The organism is Nocardia sp. NPDC049526, from assembly GCF_044465765.1.
GTDB lineage: Bacteria > Actinomycetota > Actinomycetes > Mycobacteriales > Mycobacteriaceae > Nocardia.
On sequence record NZ_JBITMA010000008.1, the window covers coordinates 248,775 to 270,199 of the forward strand.

23 protein-coding genes are annotated in these 21,425 nt (G+C 66.8%); 19 read left to right on the plus strand and 4 right to left on the minus strand.

Annotation, left to right across the window (positions count from 1 at the left end; all coding sequences use genetic code 11):
* The first annotated feature begins 107 nt into the window (after positions 1-107).
* The 9 genes from ACIBW7_RS25700 (at position 108) to ACIBW7_RS25740 (ending at position 8,798) form a co-directional block, all read left to right on the plus strand.
* A complete protein-coding gene (locus ACIBW7_RS25700; RefSeq protein ID WP_397050463.1) occupies positions 108-1,139 on the plus strand; it encodes a hypothetical protein in 1,032 nt (343 codons plus the stop codon).
* Entirely contained in the window at positions 1,136-2,830 is a 1,695-nt protein-coding gene (locus ACIBW7_RS25705; protein WP_397050465.1) for a hypothetical protein, read from the plus strand. Before ACIBW7_RS25700 ends, ACIBW7_RS25705 begins: the two co-directional genes overlap by 4 nt.
* A 14-nt stretch (positions 2,831-2,844) precedes the next feature.
* The gene (locus tag ACIBW7_RS25710; protein ID WP_397050467.1) at positions 2,845-3,837 is read left to right on the plus strand and encodes a sugar phosphate isomerase/epimerase family protein; all 993 of its coding nucleotides are present in this window, start codon (positions 2,845-2,847) and stop codon (positions 3,835-3,837) included.
* 109 nt (positions 3,838-3,946) lie between these two features.
* A complete protein-coding gene (locus ACIBW7_RS25715; protein ID WP_397050469.1) occupies positions 3,947-4,831 on the plus strand; it encodes a thioesterase family protein in 885 nt (294 codons plus the stop codon).
* Positions 4,832-4,883: 52 nt separating this feature from the next.
* On the plus strand, positions 4,884-5,720 hold the full coding sequence (proC, locus tag ACIBW7_RS25720; protein WP_397050470.1) for a pyrroline-5-carboxylate reductase: 837 nt from the start codon (positions 4,884-4,886) through the stop codon (positions 5,718-5,720).
* A gap of 207 nt (positions 5,721-5,927) precedes the next feature.
* On the plus strand, positions 5,928-6,218 hold the full coding sequence (locus tag ACIBW7_RS25725; RefSeq protein WP_397050472.1) for a helix-turn-helix domain-containing protein: 291 nt from the start codon (positions 5,928-5,930) through the stop codon (positions 6,216-6,218).
* 169 nt (positions 6,219-6,387) lie between these two features.
* The gene (locus tag ACIBW7_RS25730; RefSeq protein WP_003402602.1) at positions 6,388-6,489 is read left to right on the plus strand and encodes a 30S ribosomal protein bS22; all 102 of its coding nucleotides are present in this window, start codon (positions 6,388-6,390) and stop codon (positions 6,487-6,489) included.
* A 249-nt stretch (positions 6,490-6,738) separates the two neighbouring features.
* A complete protein-coding gene (locus tag ACIBW7_RS25735; RefSeq protein WP_397050798.1) occupies positions 6,739-7,770 on the plus strand; it encodes an NAD-dependent epimerase/dehydratase family protein in 1,032 nt (343 codons plus the stop codon).
* Positions 7,767-8,798, plus strand: coding sequence for a lysophospholipid acyltransferase family protein (locus ACIBW7_RS25740; protein ID WP_397050474.1), 1,032 nt, complete (start codon positions 7,767-7,769; stop codon positions 8,796-8,798). Before ACIBW7_RS25735 ends, ACIBW7_RS25740 begins: the two co-directional genes overlap by 4 nt.
* Here ACIBW7_RS25740 and ACIBW7_RS25745 read toward each other — a convergent pair.
* Positions 8,795-9,805, minus strand: a complete 1,011-nt coding sequence (locus ACIBW7_RS25745) for an HAD family hydrolase (RefSeq protein ID WP_397050800.1) — start codon at positions 9,803-9,805, stop codon at positions 8,795-8,797. The two genes, ACIBW7_RS25740 and ACIBW7_RS25745, sit on opposite strands and share 4 nt — an antisense overlap.
* A 129-nt stretch (positions 9,806-9,934) precedes the next feature.
* Here ACIBW7_RS25745 and ACIBW7_RS25750 point away from each other — a divergent pair, with 129 nt between their 5' ends.
* The 5 genes from ACIBW7_RS25750 to ACIBW7_RS25770 all read left to right on the plus strand — a co-directional run bounded on the left by ACIBW7_RS25750 (position 9,935) and on the right by ACIBW7_RS25770 (position 15,401).
* On the plus strand, positions 9,935-10,195 hold the full coding sequence (locus ACIBW7_RS25750) for a glutaredoxin family protein (protein WP_063045342.1): 261 nt from the start codon (positions 9,935-9,937) through the stop codon (positions 10,193-10,195).
* Between the two features lie 251 nt (positions 10,196-10,446).
* Positions 10,447-11,268 carry a redox-sensing transcriptional repressor Rex gene (locus ACIBW7_RS25755; protein ID WP_397050476.1) on the plus strand — a complete coding sequence of 274 codons (822 nt, stop codon included), beginning with the start codon at positions 10,447-10,449 and terminating at the stop codon, positions 11,266-11,268.
* Positions 11,265-12,734, plus strand: a complete 1,470-nt coding sequence (locus ACIBW7_RS25760) for a glutamyl-tRNA reductase (RefSeq protein ID WP_397050478.1) — start codon at positions 11,265-11,267, stop codon at positions 12,732-12,734. Before ACIBW7_RS25755 ends, ACIBW7_RS25760 begins: the two co-directional genes overlap by 4 nt.
* Positions 12,731-13,765 (plus strand): hydroxymethylbilane synthase, encoded by a 1,035-nt coding sequence (hemC, locus tag ACIBW7_RS25765; protein ID WP_397050480.1) that lies wholly within the window; start codon positions 12,731-12,733, stop codon positions 13,763-13,765. Before ACIBW7_RS25760 ends, hemC begins: the two co-directional genes overlap by 4 nt.
* Positions 13,766-13,838: 73 nt before the next feature.
* Positions 13,839-15,401 (plus strand): uroporphyrinogen-III synthase, encoded by a 1,563-nt coding sequence (locus ACIBW7_RS25770; RefSeq protein WP_397050482.1) that lies wholly within the window; start codon positions 13,839-13,841, stop codon positions 15,399-15,401.
* Positions 15,402-15,596: 195 nt separating this feature from the next.
* Here the strand turns inward: ACIBW7_RS25770 and ACIBW7_RS25775 are convergent, their stop codons facing one another.
* Together ACIBW7_RS25775 and ACIBW7_RS25780 are read right to left on the minus strand one after the other, a co-directional pair.
* The gene (locus ACIBW7_RS25775) at positions 15,597-15,962 is read right to left on the minus strand and encodes a hypothetical protein (RefSeq protein ID WP_397050484.1); all 366 of its coding nucleotides are present in this window, start codon (positions 15,960-15,962) and stop codon (positions 15,597-15,599) included.
* A gap of 166 nt (positions 15,963-16,128) precedes the next feature.
* Positions 16,129-16,941, minus strand: a complete 813-nt coding sequence (locus ACIBW7_RS25780) for a tetratricopeptide repeat protein (RefSeq protein WP_397050486.1) — start codon at positions 16,939-16,941, stop codon at positions 16,129-16,131.
* A gap of 223 nt (positions 16,942-17,164) precedes the next feature.
* Here ACIBW7_RS25780 and hemB point away from each other — a divergent pair, with 223 nt between their 5' ends.
* The 5 genes from hemB to ACIBW7_RS25805 all read left to right on the plus strand — a co-directional run bounded on the left by hemB (position 17,165) and on the right by ACIBW7_RS25805 (position 20,869).
* Positions 17,165-18,142 carry a porphobilinogen synthase gene (gene hemB, locus ACIBW7_RS25785; RefSeq protein WP_063045350.1) on the plus strand — a complete coding sequence of 326 codons (978 nt, stop codon included), beginning with the start codon at positions 17,165-17,167 and terminating at the stop codon, positions 18,140-18,142.
* A 470-nt stretch (positions 18,143-18,612) separates the two neighbouring features.
* Positions 18,613-19,143, plus strand: a complete 531-nt coding sequence (locus ACIBW7_RS25790) for a hypothetical protein (protein WP_397050489.1) — start codon at positions 18,613-18,615, stop codon at positions 19,141-19,143.
* Between the two features lie 329 nt (positions 19,144-19,472).
* Positions 19,473-20,009, plus strand: coding sequence for a hypothetical protein (locus ACIBW7_RS25795; protein ID WP_397050491.1), 537 nt, complete (start codon positions 19,473-19,475; stop codon positions 20,007-20,009).
* On the plus strand, positions 20,006-20,272 hold the full coding sequence (locus ACIBW7_RS25800; RefSeq protein ID WP_397050493.1) for a hypothetical protein: 267 nt from the start codon (positions 20,006-20,008) through the stop codon (positions 20,270-20,272). Before ACIBW7_RS25795 ends, ACIBW7_RS25800 begins: the two co-directional genes overlap by 4 nt.
* A 351-nt stretch (positions 20,273-20,623) precedes the next feature.
* Positions 20,624-20,869, plus strand: a complete 246-nt coding sequence (locus ACIBW7_RS25805) for a hypothetical protein (RefSeq protein ID WP_397050495.1) — start codon at positions 20,624-20,626, stop codon at positions 20,867-20,869.
* Between the two features lie 30 nt (positions 20,870-20,899).
* Here the strand turns inward: ACIBW7_RS25805 and ACIBW7_RS25810 are convergent, their stop codons facing one another.
* The gene (locus ACIBW7_RS25810; RefSeq protein ID WP_397050497.1) at positions 20,900-21,277 is read right to left on the minus strand and encodes a hypothetical protein; all 378 of its coding nucleotides are present in this window, start codon (positions 21,275-21,277) and stop codon (positions 20,900-20,902) included.
* Positions 21,278-21,425: the final 148 nt, after the last annotated feature.

Sequence of the window (21,425 nt, forward strand, 5' to 3'; positions counted from 1 at the left end):
TCGGGGCCTCTTGGAGCCGCTGTTCGCTGCGCCTACCGTCACACTTCAGGACGCTAACAGCTCAGTCGCCTGGGCTAAAGGGCCGGTTCACCCAGTACCGTATTCATGTGCGGCTTGGGGTACTCGATGTCGGAAGCAATACCGTCCACCTGCTTGTGGTGGACGCCCATCGCGGTGGTCACCCGATGCCGATGAGCTCGACAAAGGCCACTCTCCGGCTATCGGAGAACATGGATTCCGACGGCTGCATCACCGTCCAGGGGGCCGAACGGCTGATCGCGACGGTCGCCGAATTCGCCAGCATCGCCGAGACTTCCCGCTGCGTCGAGTTGATGCCGTTCGCGACCTCCGCGCTGCGTGAGGCCGCGAACTCCGATGAGGTTCTCGCCAGGGTCCGCGCCGAAACCGGCGTCGAACTGCAGGTGCTCGCCGGTGTCGACGAGGCCCGGCTGACCTTTCTCGCCGTGCGCCGGTGGTACGGCTGGAGCGCGGGCCGGATCCTCAATCTCGACATCGGCGGCGGCTCACTGGAAATGACCAACGGCGGCGACGAGGAACCCGATCTCGCGGTCTCGCTGCAACTCGGCGCCGGAAGATTGACCAGAGAATGGCTGCGCGAGGATCCGCCGGGCAAACGCCGCGTCGCGGTGCTGCGCGATTGGCTCGACGCGGAACTTGTCGCACCCACGAAACAGCTGCTGGACGTGGGGAAACCGGATCTCGCGGTCGGCACATCGAAGACGTTTCGGTCGCTTGCCCGGTTGACCGGAGCGGCACCCTCTTCGGCCGGGCTGCGGGTGCGCCGTACACTCACCAGCTCAGGTCTGCGCCAACTGATTGCCTTCATCTCGAGAATGACGGCGGCGGACCGTGCAGAATTGGAAGGCGTAAGTTCCGATCGGTCACAGCAATTGGTGGCTGGCGCATTGGTCGCGGAGGCGAGTATGCGGGCACTATCGCTGGATACCCTCGAGATTTGTCCGTGGGCACTGCGCGAGGGGCTGATCCTGCGCAAACTGGATACCGATATGAACGGCGGACCGAGGGCTACGGCATTGCCGGGTTCCGTCGCGGAAATGAGCGGTAAGCCGGTGCCCGGCGGCGGTCTATCGGGCCCGATCGAAACGGTGTCGTCATGAGTGAGGATTCCAAGCAGCTATCGGTTGCCGAGCTGCTGGCACGCAACGGCCAGCAGGGCGCGGCATCGCCCGGTGGCGGCGGACGGCGGCGGCGCAGTGGTCGCGGCATCTCGGTTGCCGAGCTGACCGGTGATCTGCCTGCCATTCCGGTGGGCGGCGGCGGTGGCCATTCCGCGCACGCCGCACCCGAGGACGACGAACCGGCGCATGAACCGCCGTCGTACGAATCCAACGGGTACGAATCCAACGGGTACGACGCGTCGGGTTACCAACCCTCCGGTTTTCAGTCCGGCGGGTACGCGGGGTCGGGTTTCGAAACGCCTGCGCCGGAACCCACTTCGTACGCCGCGCCGGATCCGGCGCCGTACGCCGCACCCGAATTACCCAACTACTCGCCGATGTCGGGGCCGATCACCCGATACGACCCGCTCTCGGCCTACGCCGCCTCGGACGCGTCCGCCGATCCGCTGCCCGCGCCGGGATATTCGAGCCGGGTCATGCCAGGGCGGGAAATGCCGGGCGCGGATTCGTCGCGGCATGCCGCACCCGCGGATCCGCTGTCCGCGCCGATCTCGGATCTGTACGCCCCGGCGCCGGATCCGTATGCCCCGGCGCCTGATCCGTATGCGCGGGACCCGCTTGGAGATGGCGCTTCGGCGGTCGGCTCGGGGCGCACCGGCCGCAGACGTCGGCATGCCGAACCGGAGGAAGAGACCACCGACGTACAGCCGCTGCGCGATCTCGGCCGTGGCATCGGCGCCCCGCCCGAAAGCCCGCCGAATGGATCGAGGTCCGGCGGCCGGGCCGCCCGGCGACGCGCGGCGGAGGCCGAGGCCGAGGCCGAAGCCAATAACGCCGGACCCTCGACCGCGCCGTGGTCGCCGTCCACCAATGGCTTCGCACCGGACTCCGCACCACAGCCGATGCCCCCGCTGCCGGACGGTCCGGCGCGCGGCGCCTATCCCGAGCCGCCGGATCAGCGAAGATCCGCACGACTGGACAGTCCGGCCGATGGCGGTCTGCCCGCCTGGTCGGCGCGAAGACATGCACCGCCCAAGGGCAACGTGCCCGAATCCGAGAGCATCCCCACCGCCGCGTGGTCGCTGGCCAGTCAGGATCAGCAACTCGTCTCCGGTCAGACCGTGGCGGGCGACCTGCTGCGCGACGAAGTCGAACGCGCCGAGGCCGAGCGGGCGCGCGGGCGCGTCGCCGAACGCAACGGGCGTGGGCGACGTGGCCGATCGCAGCCCGCCGAGCCAGAGGTGTACGACGGTCTGACCGATGTGTACGAGCCGTTCCCGACCGGTGATGTCCTCGACGACGACGAGGATTTCGACGGCGACGATGTCGATTCGGATCATTCGTTCGCCTCCCGCCTGTCTCCGAGACGCGCGCGCTCGCGGGTCGCCCGCAAGTCGGAGTACGACGCCAATCGCCGCCAGTGGATGATTCTCGGCGGTCAGAGCACCGGCGCCGCAGTCGCCGGAATGTTGCTCTTCAAGGGCTTCGAGCGCATGTGGGAAATGCTGCCCTGGGTGGCGCTGTGCCTGGCGATGATCGTGATCCTGGGCTTGGTGGCGCTGGTGCGAATACTGCGGCGCACCGATGACATTCTCAGCACGGTGATAGCCGTCGTCGTCGGCATCTTTGTCACCCTGGGACCGCTAGCCTTTCTACTCAGTACGAACTGAGCAGGGAGCAGGCTGTGGGGAATATCGGGCAGGCGGACGACACCAGAACGGCGAGCGTGGCCATGGGGCGCGCTCCCGATCCCGACGTGCGTACCGAACCCGATACGCCGGTCGAAGCGGCCGCCGGATCCGGCGGTCAGCAGATCCTCGTCGGTCTCTCGACGGCCTCGGTCTATCCGCAGAACACCGAGGCGGCCTTCCGGTACGCGGCCGAAATCGGTTACGACGGTATCGAATTGATGGTCTGGGCCGAGCCGGCCAGCCAGAGCATCGCCACGGTCCAGGCATACTCGCGCAAATACGGTGTGCCGGTACTGGCGATCCACGCACCATGCCTGCTGATCTCGCAGCGGGTCTGGGGCTCGGATCCGGTGGCAAAACTCGAGCGCAGTGTGCGCACGGCCGAGGCGCTCGGCGCGGGCACCGTTGTCGTGCATCCACCGTTCCGCTGGCAGCGTAGGTATGCGCAGGGCTTCGCCGATCAAGTGGCCGAGTTGGAGGAGCACAGCCACATCATCGTCGCGGTGGAGAATATGTTCCCCATGCGCGCGGACACCCTCTTCGGCCGCAAAACCGGGTCGGCGAAGCGGCTGGAGCGCCGCGGCGGTCCCGGTCCCGGCGTGACCGCCTTCAGCCCGTCCTACGATCCGACCGATACCGGATTCCGGCACTACACCCTCGATGTCTCACATACCGCGACCGCGGGTGCCGATCCGCTGGCGTTGGCCGCGCGGATGGGCAGCGGCCTCGCGCACCTGCATCTCGCCGACGGCCGCGGTGCGGCGCACGACGAGCATCTGGTGCCGGGCGAGGGTACGCAGCCGTGCGTCGAGCTCTGCGCGGCACTACTGCGCTCCGGTTTCGCCGGTCACGCGGTCGCCGAGATCAATACCCAGAATGCCCGTACCGCCCAGGGCCGCACGGGCATGCTGAACCGCACGCTGGACTTCGCCAGAACACACCTCAACGCACCCGCTCCGGCGCCGACGCACGCCAACCAGGTGTGACGCCGTACCGATCTGCCCGCAGAGGGGAATTCCGACCCAGAATCGCTTCGTTCTACGCTGTACGAACGCCGCGTCCCGCCGACGCGGCCGACCGACGATAGGAGTGACGATGCCGGAGCTGACCGCCGAACTCGAGCAGGCCATCACGACGGACGCACCCTTCAGCCGGGTGTGCACACTGACCGAACTGCTGTCGGCCAACCCGGATACCGGCCGCTACCTGGGCATCATCGACAAAATCTGGACCATCGGGCCGAAGGTGCACGGCGGCACCATGGTGGCGACCAGCGCCGCCGCGGCCACCCGCTGGCTGCGCGCCGCCGATCCGGCCCTGGTGGCCATGGCGCCGATCGCGGCGAGCTCCGATTTCCTCGGTGCACCGGAGCCGGGCGAGGTCGAGTACGAGGTGCACATCCGCAAGGTCGGTCGCCAGATCTGCCTGGTCGATGTGAACCTGATCCAGAGCGGGCGCACGCTGGTGCGCACTGCGTTCACCTTCGGTCATCTCGACGATGCCGATCCGATCTACGCACAGCAGCATGCTGAAATGCCGATCGAACCGCCCGCCGACGCCGTCGGCTACCGGGATTCCTCGATGGGCAAGGTCGTCCACGTGGCGCGCGGCGCCGAACTGTTCATCGACCGCGAGTGGGCCCGATTCCTCGACGGTGCGAAAGGTGAACCGCGCCTGCGTCTTTGGATGCGTCCGTTCGAGGGCGACCAGCAGGATCCGGATATCGCCATGTACTTCGCGATCATGTCCGCCGATATGAGCCCGCCGGTCCCGGCGAATCTCGGCCAGACCGGTTGGGCCCCGACCGTTCAGATGACCACCTACCTGCGCCGCCGCCCGGCGCCCGGTTGGCTGCGGATCATCGCGACCAGCCATGAGATCGGTGAGCGCATGTTCGACGAGGACCAGCTGATTCTCGACTCCACCGGTGCGGTCGTCGCACAGAGCCGTCAGCTCGCCCTGGTTCCGCAGCAGCGATAGGACCGGTTCCCCAGCGCCGAGCCGATATTGCCGCGCGATTAGCCTTGAGCCCATGACGAGAGTTGCGGTGATCGGTGGCGGTCGCATCGGGGAGGCGTTGATCGCCGGATTGCTCGAATCCGGACGGGCGGCGAAGGGTCTGGTCGTCGTCGAGACGCATGCCGATCGGGCCGAACTCATCGGCGACCGCTTCGGCGTGCGGGTCACCGATTCGATCGCGGATGCGATCGTCGGTGCGGATGTCCTGGTCATCGCGGTCAAGCCGGGTGATGTGGATACGGTCCTGACCCAGCTCGGCAAGGCCGAACTCGACGCCGACCGGGATCAGATCCTGGTGTCGCTGGCGGCGGGTGTGCCCACGGCGCGCCTGGAGAACAAGCTGCCCGCCGGTTTCCCGGTGGTGCGGGTGATGCCGAATACCCCGATGCTGGTCGGCCAGGGCATGATCGTGCTCGCGCCGGGCCGCTATGCCCGGCCGGAACAGCTGGCCCAGGTGACCGAGCTGCTCGCCGCGGTCGGCAAGGTGGCGACCGTAACCGAGGCGCAGATGGATGCGGTGACCGCGGTCTCGGGTTCCGGACCCGCGTACTTCTTCCTGGTGGTCGAGGCAATGGTCGATGCCGGTGTCGGGCTCGGCCTGACCCACGACGTCGCCACCGAACTAGTGGTGCAGACCATGCTCGGCTCGGCAGCCCTACTCGAGAGCACCGGACAGACCGCTGCCGAGCTGCGTGCCGCCGTAACCTCGCCGGCGGGTACGACCGCCGCCGCGGTGCGTGAATTGGAGCGTGGCGGGGTGCGTTCTGCCTTCCTCGAGGCATTGCACGCCGCGAAGCAACGATCCGCCGAACAGGGTGCCAACGACGGTGCGGGCGGCAGTGCTACCTGAGGTGTCTCGGGCGGGCGTTGATCAAACACCGCGCGTCTACGGGGTGACCGGTCGGTTCCCTGCGTGTAAACCTGATTTCTCACACCCGTCGCAGTAATCCCACTGGTCCCGCTAAGCTTCAAGGAGCACGTGCGTGTCTGTTCCGCCGGTGGGGAAGCCGGCGGCGCGGACGTGCCGGAGGTCAGTGGTGCGATGATGTCTAACAAGATGTCTGCAAATAGTTCAGGGACGTCGCCAGGAAGTTCCGGACCATCGGGTAGCCGGGCTAATTCCCGGACCCAAGGCGGTTCGGCGGCTCCGACGCAATCGGTGCTAGGCGGAGGTACTCAGTTCCTCACCGTCGCCGAGGTTGCGAATCTCATGCGAGTGTCCAAGATGACGGTCTATCGGCTGGTGCACTCGGGTGAGTTGCCCGCCGTACGGGTCGGTCGCTCGTTCCGGGTGCATGCCAAGGCGGTGCACGACTATTTGGAGACGTCCTACTTCGACGCTGGATGAGGCGGTTTCATCAGCTTGACGGTGTCCCGGTAGGATGAATCCTCGGTTCGTGTGCGCCTGCCGGCGGCACCGCTTCGTGGTGTCCGGTGCCAGCTTGGCGGCGCGGACGCTGAAATAGGCGTACGTGATTGGCGTGCGCGCCGAGTAGAGAGAACGCGAGGACAACCCTATGGGTTCTGTGATCAAGAAGCGCCGCAAGCGCATGTCGAAGAAGAAGCATCGCAAGCTGCTTCGCCGCACGCGTGTTCAGCGGCGCAAACTCGGCAAGTGAGTCGCTGCGCGTTAGCTGAGAGGCCCGTCACCGTTTGGTGGCGGGCTTTTCTGTTTGAAACAGCGAATTTTGAAAGTTGCTCATGTATCAGGTGACTGAAGTCATCGTTAGATCCTGGTTAATACCCTCTGCGCATCGGAGTCGACCGGTTACTCTGATACCGCAGCAAATGGAATTGGGGGGCTGTCACAGTTGGGATCCGGTGCGGTGGGTTCTGAAATACGGGATGGACATACACCCAAGGTGGTGATGGTGACCGGTGCCAGCCGATTCTTCGGCGGCAACGTGGTCGCACGTTTGGCCCAGGATCAGACCGTCGAACACATCCTGGCCGTCGACACCATGACCCCGGGTCGCGAGCTGCAACGACGCATGGGTCGCGCCGAATTCGTTCGCGCCGATATTCGAAATCCCTTGATTCGCAAGGTGATCGGCGGCAATGAGGTCGATACCGTCGTGCATGCCGCGATGCTCACGCATCCACCGGCCGGTGGTGGCCGGGCGGTGATGAAGGATCTCAACGTACTCGGCGCCATGCAGCTGCTCGCGGTCTGTCAGAAGTCGCCTTCGGTGCGGCGCGTGGTGGTGCGCTCGACCTCCGCGGTCTACGGATGCAGTGCGAAGGATCCCGCGAAATTCACCGAAGAAATGAGTGCGCGAACCCCACCGAGTGGTTGGTTTGCTCGCGACATGATCGAAATCGAAGGATTCGTCCGCGGACTCGCGCGGCGGCGTCCCGATATCGCCGCTTCGATTTTGCGTTTGGCGCCCATTGTCGGCCCGCGATTGGCCCGGCGCGGTGTGCAATATCTGCGTTCACCGATCGCCCCGACGGTCCTGGGCCGCGATCCCAGGTTGCAGTTGCTGCACGAGGAGGACGCCATCGCCGCGATGGCGCACGCGGCACGGCAGGCACCCGGCGGCACCTACAATGTCGCCGGGGACGGCGCATTGGTGTTGTCACAGGCCATCCGGCGTGCGGGCCGGATCGAGCTGCCGATTCCATGGTCGGTCTTCCGCACCGCCGGTCGGGCGATCATGGGCCCGATCATGCGTGATTTCACCAGTGAGCAGATCGACTATTTCCACTTCGGCTGTGGCCTCGACACCACCCGTATGCGCACCGAACTCGGTTTCGTCCCGCGCTGGACGACGGTGCAGGCATTCGACGACTTCATCGGGGGCGCAGCGTCGCGGCCCGTCATCGATCCAGCATGGATCGATGCCGCAGAACATAAACTGCTCGGCCTGCTCGGGGCCGCTACGGGAGCACATACATGAATGACGTCGCAAAAGTCATCCAACTCCACGATCTGAATATCGAAACGCGCCAGCGAAGCACGCCGCGGCGCTGGCCGGAGCCGGTGACCGGCGAGGTCACGCCGAGCCAGGTGGTGACGTCGCTGACCGAACGTCTCGCGGCCGCCGAACCGCCGGCGCCGCATTCGGTGTCGGACATGCTGCGCGGCGCCATCGGCAAGCAGATCCGCACCACCGCGGATTTCTTGCGCCGTCGGGTCACCGGCGACTATCAGGTCGACGAATTCGGCTTCGACGAGCATCTGCTCGAATCGTTGATCCTGCCCGCGCTGCGCCCGCTCTCGGATTATTGGTTCCGGGTGCAGGTCAACGGGATCGAGAACATTCCGGAGGCCGGCGGTGCGCTGATCGTCGCCAATCATGCGGGCACCATCCCGCTCGACGGGCTGATGCTGCAACTGGCGATCCACGACCGGCATCCGAAGGAACGCGCGCTGCGCCTGCTAGCCGCCGATCTCCTCTTCGAGACGCCGGTGCTCGGTGTGCTCGCCCGCAAGGCGGGGCACACCTTGGCCTGCCATCCGGATGCCGAAAGGCTTTTGCGCGCAGGCGAATTGACCGGTGTGTTCCCGGAGGGCTTCAAAGGCGTCGGCAAGCAGTTCACCGACCGCTACAAGCTGCAGCGCTTCGGTCGCGGCGGATTCGTCGCGGCGGCGGTGCGCACCGGCACGCCGATCATTCCGTGCTCGATCGTCGGCTCGGAGGAGATCTACCCGAAGCTGGCCGATATCAAGCCGCTCGCCCGGCTGCTCAATGTGCCGTATTTCCCGGTGACGCCGCTGTTCCCGCACTTGGGTCCGCTCGGTGCGCTGCCGCTGCCGTCGAAGTGGTACATCGAATTCGGCGAGCCCATCGCGACCACCGGCTACGAGGCCGAGGACGCGGACGATCCGATGACCATGTTCGAGGTCACCGATCAGGTCCGCGAAACCATTCAGCAGACTCTCTACAAACTGCTCACCAAGCGCCGCAACCCGTTCACGGGCTAATGCTCGCGGCGCCGGGTGACCGCCGCTGCGACCGCGCCACCGGCGGCGCCGAGTGCCAGCGCGGTCGGCACGCCGATCTTGGCGGCCTTGCGTCCGGTGCGGAAATCACGGATCTCCCAGCCGCGATTCTTCGCCACCTCACGTAGGTCCGAATCCGGATTGATCGCCACCGCGGTGCCGACCAGCGACAGCATCGGCACATCGTTGTGGCTGTCGGAGTAGGCCGTACAGCGCTTGAGGTTCAAGCCTTCTCGGATCGCCAGCGTGCGCACCGCATGCGCCTTGCCGAGTCCGTGCAGGATGTCGCCGACCAATCGCCCGGTGAACTTTCCGTCGACGCTCTCGGCGACCGTGCCGAGAGCGCCGGTGAGTCCGAGCCGCTTCGCGATCACCTGTGCCAGCTCGACCGGCGTCGCGGTGACCAGCCATACCTGCTGGCCGGCGTCCAGGTGCATCTGCGCCAAAGCCCTTGTGCCGGGCCAGATCTTGTCGGCGATGATCTCGTCGTAGATCTCCTCGCCGAGGGCGGCCAGTTCGGCGGTCGGGCGGCCCGCGATGAATGCCAGCGCCTTCTCCCGGCCCGCGGCCATATCGGTGCTGTTCTCCTTGCCGGTGACCCGGAACTTCACCTGCTTCCAGGCGACGTCCACCAGATCGGAGGTTTTGAAGTATTTGCGCGCGGCCAAACCGCGGGCGAAATGCACGATCGACGCACCCTGCACCATGGTGTTGTCGACATCGAAGAACGCGGCCGCGGTCAGGTCCCGCGGCACCTCGGGCCCGGTGGCCTCGATAGCGGCTTCGGCGAGTTCGGCATCGTGCAGCGACAGCGCCGCCTCGGCACTGGCCTCACCGGCCAGATTGGCCCGCAGCTCTTCCTCGCTCGGGCCGAAGGGGCTGCGAGAGATGCGCGCGAGCTGGTCCTGCAGACCCTGGCCGAGCCGACCCTGATTCCACCGCACCGGAAACTCACCGAATCGTCCCGCGATGAAACCTGCCCTTGCCACCTTCGATCGTTCCGGCACCAGTACCTCCGCCCGTCGCGCGAACCACAACCACATTAGCTGGCCGCGGTGACAGTTAAGGCACTACCGCGCGCTCGGATCGGGGCGTGGCGAGGGGATTTAATATCGGCCATGACCAATCCCACACATTCGGTGACGCTGCTGACGAGATCGGGCTGCGGGCTCTGCGTCACCGCGTTCGAGCAACTCCGGGCGATCTGCGCCGATTTCGATATCGAACCGTCGACCGTCGACGTCGACGAAGCCGCCGGAACCGACCCTGGCCTGCGCGCGGAGTACGGCGACCGGCTTCCCGTCGTGCTTTTGGACGGCCGTGAGCACAGCTATTTCGATGTCGACGAGCCCCGATTGCGGGCCGACTTGACTCGCTGAGCGATTGCTGATCCGGCCTGATTCCGCCGCGCTGCTGGTCGCGGCGGAAAATGAGGCCAAATTCACCGACTTTGTGAAGGGCTGCACAAGCGGTTACGGTGGTGGCACGCGACCCGCTCGCCGAGGCTGCGGATCCACCGCGTAATGAACCCAGCATTCCGAATACTTCGACCATGGCACCGGACCGCCCCGGGCCCGAGGTCGAACGACGAACCGGACCTCGCCGGAGGCCGGAACGAGGAGCCGACGACGTGACAGAGCAGCATGAGGCGCCGAGTGGCGTCTCCGGCAGGGCTCTGCAGAAGGACATCCCCCAAGCCACCGTGGCGCGGCTGGCCACCTATCTCCGGGTCCTGGCCATGTTGGCCGACGACGGTGTTGCCATCGTATCGAGTGAGGAACTGGCTGTCGCGGCGGGTGTCAATTCGGCCAAGTTGCGCAAGGACCTTTCCTTCCTCGGCCCCAACGGTGTTCGGGGTGTCGGCTATGACGTCGCCAAGTTGCGCACCAGGATCGAGGATGTGCTCGGGCTCTCGCAGGGACATCGGGTGGTACTGGTCGGCGCCGGAAATCTGGGCCGGGCCCTGGTGGGCTACGGCGGGTTCCGGCGGCGCGGCTTCACCGTGGTCGGCATGTTCGACAGCCACCCCGAGGTGATCGGCCGGTCGGTCGCCGGTCTGGTGGTGCGCGATGTCGCGGATCTGGCCCCGGCCATCGAAGCCTTGAAGCCGACCATCGCGGTGATCACCGTGCCCGACGACGCGGCACAGGACGTTTGCGATCTGCTGGTCGTCTCCGGGCTGCAGTCGATTCTGAGCTTTGCCCCGTGTGAGCTGACCGCACCGGAGACGGTGGAGGTGCGCCGGGTCGATCTGGCGGTCGAGTTGCAGATGCTGTCGTTCGAGACCGCACGCAATGCGCCGCCGCTGCCCGAGGTCGCGCACGCCGTTTCCGGCCGCATCGCCCACCGCGTGCCCGCGCACACTGCTGCCGGACATCCGGCACTCAAGCACTCGACATCCTCGCATTCGGCAACGGAGCCATCCAGCAAGGGATCGGTGGTCACACCATGAGCATTCTTCTAGTCGGGATTTCGCATCGCAGTGCGCCCGTCTCGATTCTGGAGAAGGTCGCGATCACCGACGCGGACCGGCCGAAACTGATCGATCGAATGCTCACCTCCAGCCGTGTGTCCGAGGCGATGATCGTCTCCACCTGCAACCGCGTCGAGGTGTACGCCGTGGTGGACGCCTTCCACGGCGGCCTCGCCGAAGTCGGCGATTTGCTGACCAAACATTCCGGCCTCCCGCTGCCGGATCTGACCAAGCACGCCTACGTCCGCTACAGCGAGGCCGCCGCCGAACACCTGTTCGCGGTGGCCAGCGGCCTGGATTCGATGGTGATCGGCGAGCAGCAGGTGCTCAGCCAGATCCGTGGCGCCTATGCCTCCGCCGATGCCCAGCAGGCGGTCGGGCGGACCCTGCACGAACTCGCGCAGCACGCACTGCGAGTCGGCAAGCGGGTGCATTCGGAGACCGGTATCGACCGGGCCGGTGCGTCGGTGGTTTCGGTGGCGCTGGATCGGGCGCAGCATGTGCTCGGCCCGCTCGCCGGGCAGACCGCCGTCGTGCTGGGAGCCGGGGCGATGGGCGGGCTCGCGGTGGCGCATCTGTCGCGGGCGGGCATCGGCCGCATCATCGTGGTGAATCGCACGTCGGCCCGGGCCAAGCGGCTCGCCGCGACCGCGCGCAGTCACGGTGTCGAGGCTCATTCGATGGAACTGTCGCGTCTGACCGAGGCGATGGCGGCCGCGGATGTCGTCATCACCTGTACCGGCGCGGTCGGCGCGGTGGTGACGCTGGCCGACACCCATCGCGCACTCGCCGAGCGCGAGCGCGCCAGCCAGGTGGAACGGCCGTTGGTGTTCTGCGATCTCGGTCTGCCGCGCGATGTCGAACACGCTGTAGCCGGACTGCCCGGTGTCACCGTCATCGATATCGAGACATTGCAGCGCGATCCGGCGGCCGGTGCGGCCGCCGACGATACCGCCGCCGCCCGCTCGATCGTCGCCGACGAACTCGCGAAATACCTTGCGGGCCAGCGCATGGCGGAGGTCACCCCGACCGTTGCCGCGTTGCGGCAGCGCGCGGCCGAGGTGGTCGAGGCCGAATTGCTGCGGCTGGATTCCCGGCTGCCCGGACTGGCCGATCCAGAACGTGACGAGGTGGCGCGCACCGTGCGTCGCGTGGTGGACAAGTTGCTCCACGCGCCGACGGTGCGAGTTAAACAGTTGGCCTCCACCCCGGGCGGCGACACCTACGCCGAGGCGCTGCGCGAACTGTTCGAGCTCAAACCCGGTGCGGCGCAAGCGGTCGCGGCTCCGATGGAACTCAGTTCGGTCAGCGACGAGCATACGGCGATCCGCTTCCTCGGCGATGTTTCGGTCGATCCGGAAGCGATCGTCGGCGGCAGTGAGATCGCGTTGGCCGACGACTTCACCGCCGGACACCGCGGCGAAGAACAGGGGCAGACGGCATGACAGTTGTGCAGGAAGAGGAAAACGTGACCGCAGGCAGCATTCGCGTGCCGTGGCGGATCGGCACCAGAGGCAGTTTGCTCGCCCTCACCCAGGCGGGCACCATCCGCGACAACCTGATCGCGGCCGGACACGATGCGGAGCTGGTGGTCGTCAAGACCGCGGGCGATCTGTCCTCGGATCCGGTGCAGCAGATCGGTGTCGGAGTCTTCACCTCGGCACTGCGCGACGAACTTGCCGCTGGGAATATCGATATCGCGGTGCATTCGTACAAAGACCTGCCGACCGCACAGGATCCGCGTTTCACCATCGCCGCCATCCCGCCCCGCGAGGATCCGCGCGATGCACTGGTCGCGCGCGACGGTCTGGTGCTCGGCGAACTTCCCGCCGGCGCCAAGGTCGGCACCTCCGCGCCGCGCCGCGCCGCGCAATTGCGTGCCCTCGGACTCGGCCTGGACATCGTGCCGCTGCGTGGCAATCTCGATACCCGGCTGCGCAAGGTCAGCGAGGGGGAGTTGGACGCGGTCGTGGTGGCCAGGGCCGGACTGGCCAGAATCGGCCGGCTCGACGTGGTCACCGAGGCGCTGGAGCCGGTGCAGATGTTGCCCGCGCCCGCACAGGGTGCGTTGGCAGTCGAATGCCGGGGCGATGACAGCGAACTCATCAAGGCGCTGACCGAACTCGACGACGCCGCGACCCGCGCGTCCGTCATTGCCGAACGATCGATGCTGGCCGAACTGGAGGCCGGTTGCACCGTGCCGATCGGCGCGATCGCCGAGGTCGTCGAATCACTCGACGATGACGGCAGAATTGTCGACGAACTCTCGCTGCGCGGTTGCGCGGCGGCCGTCGACGGCTCCGATGTATTGCGAGCCTCCGTGGTCGGCGCTCCCGAGCGCGCTGCGGAGCTCGGTCGCGAGTTGGCCCGGGAACTGCTCGATCTGGGCGCCCGTGAGTTGCTCAGCACGCCGGAAGCAGCGGTTAACCCGCCCACTGACTTTTCCAATTCCAGCCCAATGGAGAACAGCCGATGAGCGAGCGAAGCGAGCGAATCAACAGCACAGCGCCTTCGGGCATGGCCGTGCCGAGCGCTAGCGAGGTGCGGGCATGAGCCGAGCACACAAGAAGCATCCAGGACGGATCCTGTTTGTCGGGTCGGGGCCCGGCGACGCGGCACTGCTGACAGTGCGTGCGCGCGAGGTGCTGGGGCGGGCGACATTGGCATTCACCGATCCCGATGTCGACAAGGGCGTGCTCGCCCTGATCGGTATCGCGGTCGAGCCGGGCGAGGACGGTGAGCATCCGGTGGACGTGCGTCCCGCGCTCGGCGACCCCGCCGAGGTGGCCAAGACGCTGATCGCCGAGGCCCGCGGTGGGCACGACGTGGTCCGGGTGGTCGCGGGTGATCCGCTGACGACCGATTCGGTGATCGCCGAGGTCAATGCGGTGACGCGCTCGCATATGGTCTTCGAGGTGCTGCCGGGGCTGCCCAACGGTTCCGCGGTGCCGAGTTTCGCCGGTATCGCGCTCGGCTCCGGGCACACCGAGGCCGATGTGCGCGGTGAGGTCGACTGGGCCGCACTGGCCGCCGCGCCCGGCCCGCTGGTGTTGTCGGCGACCTCGGGTCATCTGGCCGAAACCGCGAGTGCGCTGGTCGAACACGGTATGGCGCCGCAGACCCCGGTCGCGGTGACGGTGCGCGGCACCACCCGCCAGCAGCGCACCATCGAGGCCACCCTGGCCACGCTCAACAGCGCGGCCTCCGAATTGGTCGGCCCGCTGGTGGTGACCATCGGCAAGGTGGTCGCGCAGCGGTCGAAGATGTCGTGGTGGGAGTCGCGGGCGCTGTACGGCTGGACCGTGCTGGTGCCGCGCACCAAGGATCAGGCCGCCGAGATGAGCGAGCGACTGGTCACCCATGGTGCCATCCCGATGGAGGTCCCGACCATCGCGGTAGAGCCGCCGCGCAGTCCGGCGCAGATGGAGCGTGCCGTCAAGGGTCTGGTCGACGGCCGCTACCAGTGGGTGGTGTTCACCTCCACCAATGCGGTGCGCGCGGTTTGGGAGAAGTTCGCCGAGTTCGGTTTGGACGCACGGGCCTTTTCCGGTGTGAAGATTGCCTGCGTCGGCGAAGCCACCGCGGACAAGGTGCGCTCGTTCGGCATCAACCCGGAGCTGGTGCCGAGCGGCGAACAGTCTTCCGAGGGTCTGCTCGCCGACTTCCCGCCCTACGACGACGTTTTCGACCCGGTGAACCGAGTCCTGTTGCCGCGCGCGGACATTGCCACCGAAACCCTGGCCGAGGGTCTGCGTGACCGCGGCTGGGAAATCGATGACGTGACGGCCTACCGCACGGTGCGCGCCTCGCCGCCGCCCGCCGAGACCCGCGAGATGATCAAGACCGGCGGTTTCGACGCGGTCCTGTTCACCTCGTCATCCACGGTCCGCAATCTGGTCGGTATCGCGGGTAAGCCGCACGCGCGCACCATCGTTGCGTGCATCGGCCCGAAGACCGCCGAGACGGCCATCGAATTCGGTCTGCGCGTGGATGTGCAGCCGGAGGTCGCCCAGGTCGGTCCGCTGGTCGAGGCGCTGGCCGAGCATGCGGCCCGCCTGCGCGCCGAGGGACTGCTGCCCCCGCCGCGCAAGAAGAGCCGCCGCAGCCGCTAGATATCCGTTGGCCTACCCGGTTGAGCGCCGAGAGTGCAGGCTGTTTCGAGCGACCTGCAAGCAGTCGCTAGCGGACCTTTTCGAGCGACCTGCAAGCAGTCGCTAGCGGACCTTTTCGAGCGACCTGCAAGCAGTCGCTAGCGGCGGCTCCCTCGCCGCACAACCGGAGCCGCCGCAACCGTCGAGCTCCGTTGATCAGCGGCTGTAGCGCATCAGGGTCCGCACCAAACGGCAGGTGGTGTCGGACGGCGGGCGGATATCGATGAGTTCGGCTGTGCGCCGGATCCTTTCGTTGCTGGCCTGGCTCGGCAGGTAGATCCCGGAGTCCAGCAGGGCAATGGTCAGGCGCATCGCCTTGAGTCGCCGATTGTGCGAGACGTACCACTTGCGTGGCCGCCCGGTGGGCAGCGGCCGCTTCTGCAGCGGAACATAGGGCCGAACTGTGTTGTTTCGAGCGACCTGCAAGCAATCGCTAGCGGTAACCTTCGACTTCGGTGCGGTGTTGGGCACGGTGGCGTCCTCCCGTCGCAATCGGGAACCCGGAGCGATTCCCTCGAACACGCCTTCGATTTTACTCCTGCCCACCGACAAAAACGCCCCGCTCACAAGGGCTTTCGCAGGCTGCGCGAACCGCGTGGTAGTCCGGGGCACCCCCGAGTTCGAGCCGGGAGCCGGGTACACGGTGCCCGGCTGTGAGACGGGGTGCCCGGGCCGGTGATTTGTGCGTTCAGAGTTCGTGTAGGAGCTCGAGGGCTTGGGGGTGGCCCAGGATTGCGGCGCGCTCGAGCCAGTAGCGGGCGTCCTTGTGCGCCTGAGCTTTTGCCGCGGGATTGGCCGTCTGCACAGGCTGCTCTCGCAGGAATCGCGCGAGTTGGAACATCGAATCGGCATCGCCTGCTTCGGCGCCGCGGCGCAACCACCGCTCGCCCTCGACCCAGTCGCCATGGTCGAGGAAGATCGCGCCGAGTACGGCCATCGCGTCGTCGCGACCGCGCCGGACCGCTTCGGTCAGCAGCGTGACCGCCCTTACGATTTCACCGTCGCGCGCCAGATATACACCGAGAGTGCGCATGGCCGTTGGACTTCCGGCGCGCACCGCGCGCTCGTACCAATGCCGCGCCTCATTGTCGACACCGCGACGACTCGCGACAACACCCATATTGCACAGCGCCTCCGGCAGCCCGTCCTCGGCCGCGGGCAGGAACCACAGCTCGGCGGCGTCGAGATTTCCGCGCTCCAGATACAACGTGCCCAATTGCTGATCCGCCCCCGGACAACCCGCCGCGATGGCGAACTCCAGCCATCGAATCGCATCCGAGATCCGGCCATCGGCCGCGAGCAATGCACCGAGGCCGGCCATGGCCGGTGCGCTGCCTTGGGCAACGGCGCGGCGGAACCACTGCTCGGCCTCGACCGTCTCACCCGCCTCGGATAACCGCTGCGCCAACTGCACGATCACGCCCGGATCCCCGCCACGCGCCAGTCTCCGCAGACCCGCCCAATCGGTGCGTCGCCGCGGTGGCGTCGCGAATTCGGTCATCGCGTACTCCTGGAACAAGACCGGCCACTCCGCACCATCATCCGCCCCTCGCACCGCACTCTTCGAGCGCCGGTAAATCCCCGGCGACCCCCCGGGAGGCGCAGTGTCGCGCGGCGGGCTTATCGAATCCTCGAGACATCCTTAACGGCGATGACGGGCCCGCTGATCTATCGGCGTACCCGCCGCTTGTGACTCGCATTCGGGCCGGGCGTATCGTGCGGTTATGACCGGATTGGACCGCCCGCGGCGGTTGCGCCGTACTCCCGCCCTGCGTCGTCTCGTGGCCGAAACAACTCTCGAGCCACGGCAATTGGTGCTGCCGATGTTCGTCGCCGACGGACTGGACGAGCCGCGCGAGATCGGCTCGATGCCGGGCGTGCTGCAGCATTCGATGGATTCGCTGCGCAAGGCGGCGGTCGAGGCGGTCACCGCGGGCGTGGGCGGGCTCATGCTCTTCGGCGTGCCGCGGCCCGAGGACAAGGACGCCACCGGCAGCAAGGCCAGCGATCCCGACGGCATTCTCAACCGGGGGCTGCGCGCGCTCGCCGACGAGGTCGGCGATTCGACGGTGGTCATGGCCGATACCTGTCTCGACGAATTCACCGATCACGGGCACTGCGGCGTGCTGTCCGCGGATGGTGCCGTCGATAACGACGCCACCCTGCACCGCTACGTGGAGATGGCGCTCGCGCAGGCCGAAGCCGGTGCGGATCTGCTCGGTACCAGCGGCATGATGGACGGTCAGGTCGGCGCGATCCGGCGCGGCCTGGACGCGGTCGGGCGAACCGACACCGGCATCCTCGCCTACGCGGCGAAGTACGCCTCGGCGTTCTACGGTCCGTTCCGCGAGGCGGTCGCCTCCTCGCTGGAAGGGGATCGGCGCAGTTATCAGCAGGATCCGGCGAACCGTCGCGAGGCGATCCGGGAGCTGCAACTGGATCTGGCCGAGGGCGCGGACATCGTGATGGTCAAGCCGGCGATGTCGTATCTGGACATCCTGCGCGATGTCGCCGACCAATCCACGGTGCCGGTGGCCGCATATCAGATCTCGGGCGAATACGCGATGATCACAGCCGCCGCCCAACGCGGCTGGATCGACCGGCGTGCCGCCATCCTCGAATCGCTGATCGGTATCCGCCGGGCCGGCGCGGATATGGTGCTCACCTACTGGGCGACCGAGGCCGCGCACTGGCTGTCGTGACGAATCCGCCCAGACCCGAGGCGCCGGGTTCGGAGTCCGGCAGTCCGAAGTCGTTCGGGTCGGAATCGTCGAGCCCGGAATCGGCCACACCGCCTTCATCCTCCGAGTCGGGTTCGAATTCGTCGGACCGTGAGTCGGGTGGGACGGAGTCGCTCCGTTCGAATCCGCAAGGGTCGGATACGCCGGGACCGAACCCACCGTCACCGCCGGAGGGCGCATATCCAACCGAGGCGTATCTGCCTGGACCGCGGGACACCGAGTCGACCGGGGCGGCTGATTCGAATCCGCACGGCCCTCCGGCGGACGCGGATGCGCCCGGCTCGAGTCCGGCGGGAGCCCACACAGACGGCCCTAGTGCGGCAGGCGCGCATACCCACGGCCCAAGTCCGGCGGCAGCGCATCCGCCCGGACCGTATCCGCAGGGTGCGATTCCGCCAGGGGCGTATCCACCGATGCCGTATCCGCCTGGGATGTATCCACCCGGGCCGCACGCGCGTGGGCCCGTTGTCGGGCCGCGGCCGGAACCGCCGGAGGATATTCGGACGGCGCGGCAATTGTGGTGGGGCGTAATCGGATTCGGCATTCTGCAGATGATCGGGTCGGTTGTCGCGGCGTTTCAGCAGCGCAAGGATTTCGCGCAGAAGATGTTCGACCAGGTGCACGTCGGCGATCCGAATTTCACGATGGCCAATGCGGAGCTGATGGTCTCGTTGGCCTTCGTGGTCGCTGTTGTGATCGGGTTGGCGCTGGCCGCATTCGCTTTGCTGTTCGTGCACCAGCTCGTGCGCGGAAAGCTATGGGCACGGACGTTTTTGACTGCTGTGGGCATCTGGTTGGTGCTGGTCGCGGTCGGCACACTGTTCGCGCTGGAAGCGGTGACCGGAGCAGCCTCGCTGGTGGCGGGTGCGGCGGCGATTGTGCAGGGCGTGCTGGCGGCGGGTGCGGTGTATCTGAGTCACCGTCCGGACTCGACTGCGTACTTCCAGGTGAATCGCAGGTGAACGAAGGCTGGAGCCGTCCGCGAGTTTGTCAAGAAATCGGCAGCATGTATCGTGAGGGTTGTCACAGAGGACATGGGAACCGGAAGTCATTTGTTACACGTTGTCTTACGTTTTGTAAGTACATCGACCAGATGGCTCCGGGAGATCGGAGGCATCGATGCGAGTGGTGATCCAACAGCCGCAGAGCATTCGACGAGATCTGCTTGTACTGAGCCTGCTGATCCTGTTCGCGTTGGTAACCGTCGCGCTGCTGATCCTGCCCGGCGCGGTCGGCTGATCCGGGACCGGATGTCGATTCCCGTCGCCGGGCTCGGCACGGGGAGCGCGGTGTGACGGATTCCGCGGATGGCGCGACCACCCTGTTCGCCGAACCGGGCGCGCGCTGGCGTTCGGTGGCCTACGGGCCGTTGCTGTGTCTGATCGTGCTGATTCTGGAATTGGTGACCGCTGATCAGGTGCACTGGTTCGCCCTCATTTTCTGTGCCGCGCTGATCGCGGGTTTCGTTGTGCTGCAGGTGATCGCGGGACAGCGGCATGTGAGCGTCGAGCTGACCCCCGACACGCTGCGCGAGGGCACCGAGACCCTGCCGCTGTCGGCCATCGCGGCGGTGCTGCCCGAGCGGGACGAGGACTCCTGGGATGATGAGGATTGGGAATCGGCGCGCTCGATCGGCGAATTGAGCGGCGTGCCACGCCGGCGCAAGGGCATCGGGCTGCGGCTCGTCGGTGGTGAACTGGTACAGGCGTGGGCGAAGGATCACCGCGGACTGCGGGCCGCGCTCACCGAAGCGCTCGGCGCGACCGATGCCGACCTGCCCACGCGGATCGAGGAAACCGAAGACAGCGAGAACGGAGCGGATCGTTGACGCGCTTGATTGCGCTCGGTGACCGGATGCTTCCGGCATTGGTCGAGTTCACACTCGCGCTCGGGTGCGCGGTTCTCGCGGTGGTGAGCTGGCGCAACGGGCTGATCACCACGACCTTCGCGCCGTCGGGTGACGCGCCCGGCTTCGATTCCACCCGCTACAGCGCGCCGTGGTTGGTGCTCGCCGCTTTCCTGGTCATGGTGGCCGGCGCGCTCGCGATCGATGCGGTCGCGCGCACGGTGCGTGCCGCGCGTTCGCGCTGAACCAGGGCAATCACCGGCGATCTGCATCGCCGCACCAGTTCGGTCGCGAATTTCGCGGGAAAATCGCAGGCATGATGCCGACAATCCCGTCGTTTTCGCTGTTGAATCTGCTGCCGGCCCCGTTGGCCTGTCTGCTGACAACCGGCTTCGCCTTGTTCTGCGTCGGCGTCACCTCGTAGCGCCGTATCACGCTCGGGTGCGACGGCGGATCCGAGACGTGCCCTGGCGCATCGGCCGCAACTGCACTACCGTGCAAGTGCCGCGCCGCGAGGTGCAACGGTCGGCATTCAGTGAATACTGTTGCGGCCGTTATGCTTTCGGCCGGTATCCGAATTGTGTCGACTGGGAGAAATGCTTGTGATTCGTTTTGCCGGGAAAGTGTGCGCGGCGGTCGTCGTGGCGTCCGCGATCGGTGCGGCGCCCGCATGGGCCGCGCCGGGACTGCCGCTGGAGCCCGCCGCCCAGACCGACACGCAGACCGAGGTGGCCCAGTCCGCGCCTATCTTCGTGCCCGACTCGGGTTCGGCGGGTGTGTACAACAACTTCATGTGCCAGCTGCACACCATCTCGGCCTCGGTGCCGTGCATGTACACCTGAGCTCACCCACCCCCGCCGGCTGCCGTCCCTCTAGTTCCAACTCTGATAGATGTCGAGCGTGCGGCCGTCCCTGGTGCCCGGCGCGTTGAGGTACACGGTGACGGTGCCGTCCGGATGATTGGCCGCCTCCATGATGACTTGGCGCAATGAGGCGTGCACTCCGCCGTTCTCGTCGCGGTAGATCTCGGTGTCGCTCTTCAGTCCGGCGCCGATCCGGTTGAGCGGCACCACCATGGAGACCAATGCGGGCAGTGGTCCGTCGCCGAGGGCCGCGGTCTCCGCGTGATCCAGATGCAGCCCGACCCGGTCGGGCTGGCTGACCGGATCCGCGGCGGCCGCGGTCCCGGTGCCGAAGGTGACGGCGGCGAGCGCGGCAAAGATCGTGGCGCTGATGACGGCGAACCGCATTGGACCCTCCCGATGGGTTAGATGGTGCGACGACCCACCGAGATTACGCATCGGCAATCCGTCGGCGACCGATATCGGCCGCAACCATGATCGGCGTGTTGCGCTGAAGAGGCTGCGGTGCGTGCGGTCTGCGTCACTCGACTACACC

Coding starts and splice junctions, on each gene's coding strand:
- ACIBW7_RS25810 (WP_397050497.1), bottom strand. CDS start 21,277: ATGCGGTTCGCCGTCATCAGCGCCACGATCTTTGCCGCGCTCGCCGCC.
- ACIBW7_RS25805 (WP_397050495.1), top strand. CDS start 20,624: ATGCTTGTGATTCGTTTTGCCGGGAAAGTGTGCGCGGCGGTCGTCGTG.
- hemB (WP_063045350.1), top strand. CDS start 17,165: ATGACCGGATTGGACCGCCCGCGGCGGTTGCGCCGTACTCCCGCCCTG.
- ACIBW7_RS25730 (WP_003402602.1), top strand. CDS start 6,388: ATGGGTTCTGTGATCAAGAAGCGCCGCAAGCGCATGTCGAAGAAGAAG.
- ACIBW7_RS25790 (WP_397050489.1), top strand. CDS start 18,613: ATGTATCCACCCGGGCCGCACGCGCGTGGGCCCGTTGTCGGGCCGCGG.
- ACIBW7_RS25705 (WP_397050465.1), top strand. CDS start 1,136: ATGAGTGAGGATTCCAAGCAGCTATCGGTTGCCGAGCTGCTGGCACGC.
- ACIBW7_RS25740 (WP_397050474.1), top strand. CDS start 7,767: ATGAATGACGTCGCAAAAGTCATCCAACTCCACGATCTGAATATCGAA.
- ACIBW7_RS25715 (WP_397050469.1), top strand. CDS start 3,947: ATGCCGGAGCTGACCGCCGAACTCGAGCAGGCCATCACGACGGACGCA.
- ACIBW7_RS25770 (WP_397050482.1), top strand. CDS start 13,839: ATGAGCCGAGCACACAAGAAGCATCCAGGACGGATCCTGTTTGTCGGG.
- ACIBW7_RS25735 (WP_397050798.1), top strand. CDS start 6,739: ATGGTGACCGGTGCCAGCCGATTCTTCGGCGGCAACGTGGTCGCACGT.
- ACIBW7_RS25750 (WP_063045342.1), top strand. CDS start 9,935: ATGACCAATCCCACACATTCGGTGACGCTGCTGACGAGATCGGGCTGC.
- ACIBW7_RS25760 (WP_397050478.1), top strand. CDS start 11,265: ATGAGCATTCTTCTAGTCGGGATTTCGCATCGCAGTGCGCCCGTCTCG.
- proC (WP_397050470.1), top strand. CDS start 4,884: ATGACGAGAGTTGCGGTGATCGGTGGCGGTCGCATCGGGGAGGCGTTG.
- ACIBW7_RS25780 (WP_397050486.1), bottom strand. CDS start 16,941: ATGACCGAATTCGCGACGCCACCGCGGCGACGCACCGATTGGGCGGGT.
- ACIBW7_RS25725 (WP_397050472.1), top strand. CDS start 5,928: ATGTCTGCAAATAGTTCAGGGACGTCGCCAGGAAGTTCCGGACCATCG.
- hemC (WP_397050480.1), top strand. CDS start 12,731: ATGACAGTTGTGCAGGAAGAGGAAAACGTGACCGCAGGCAGCATTCGC.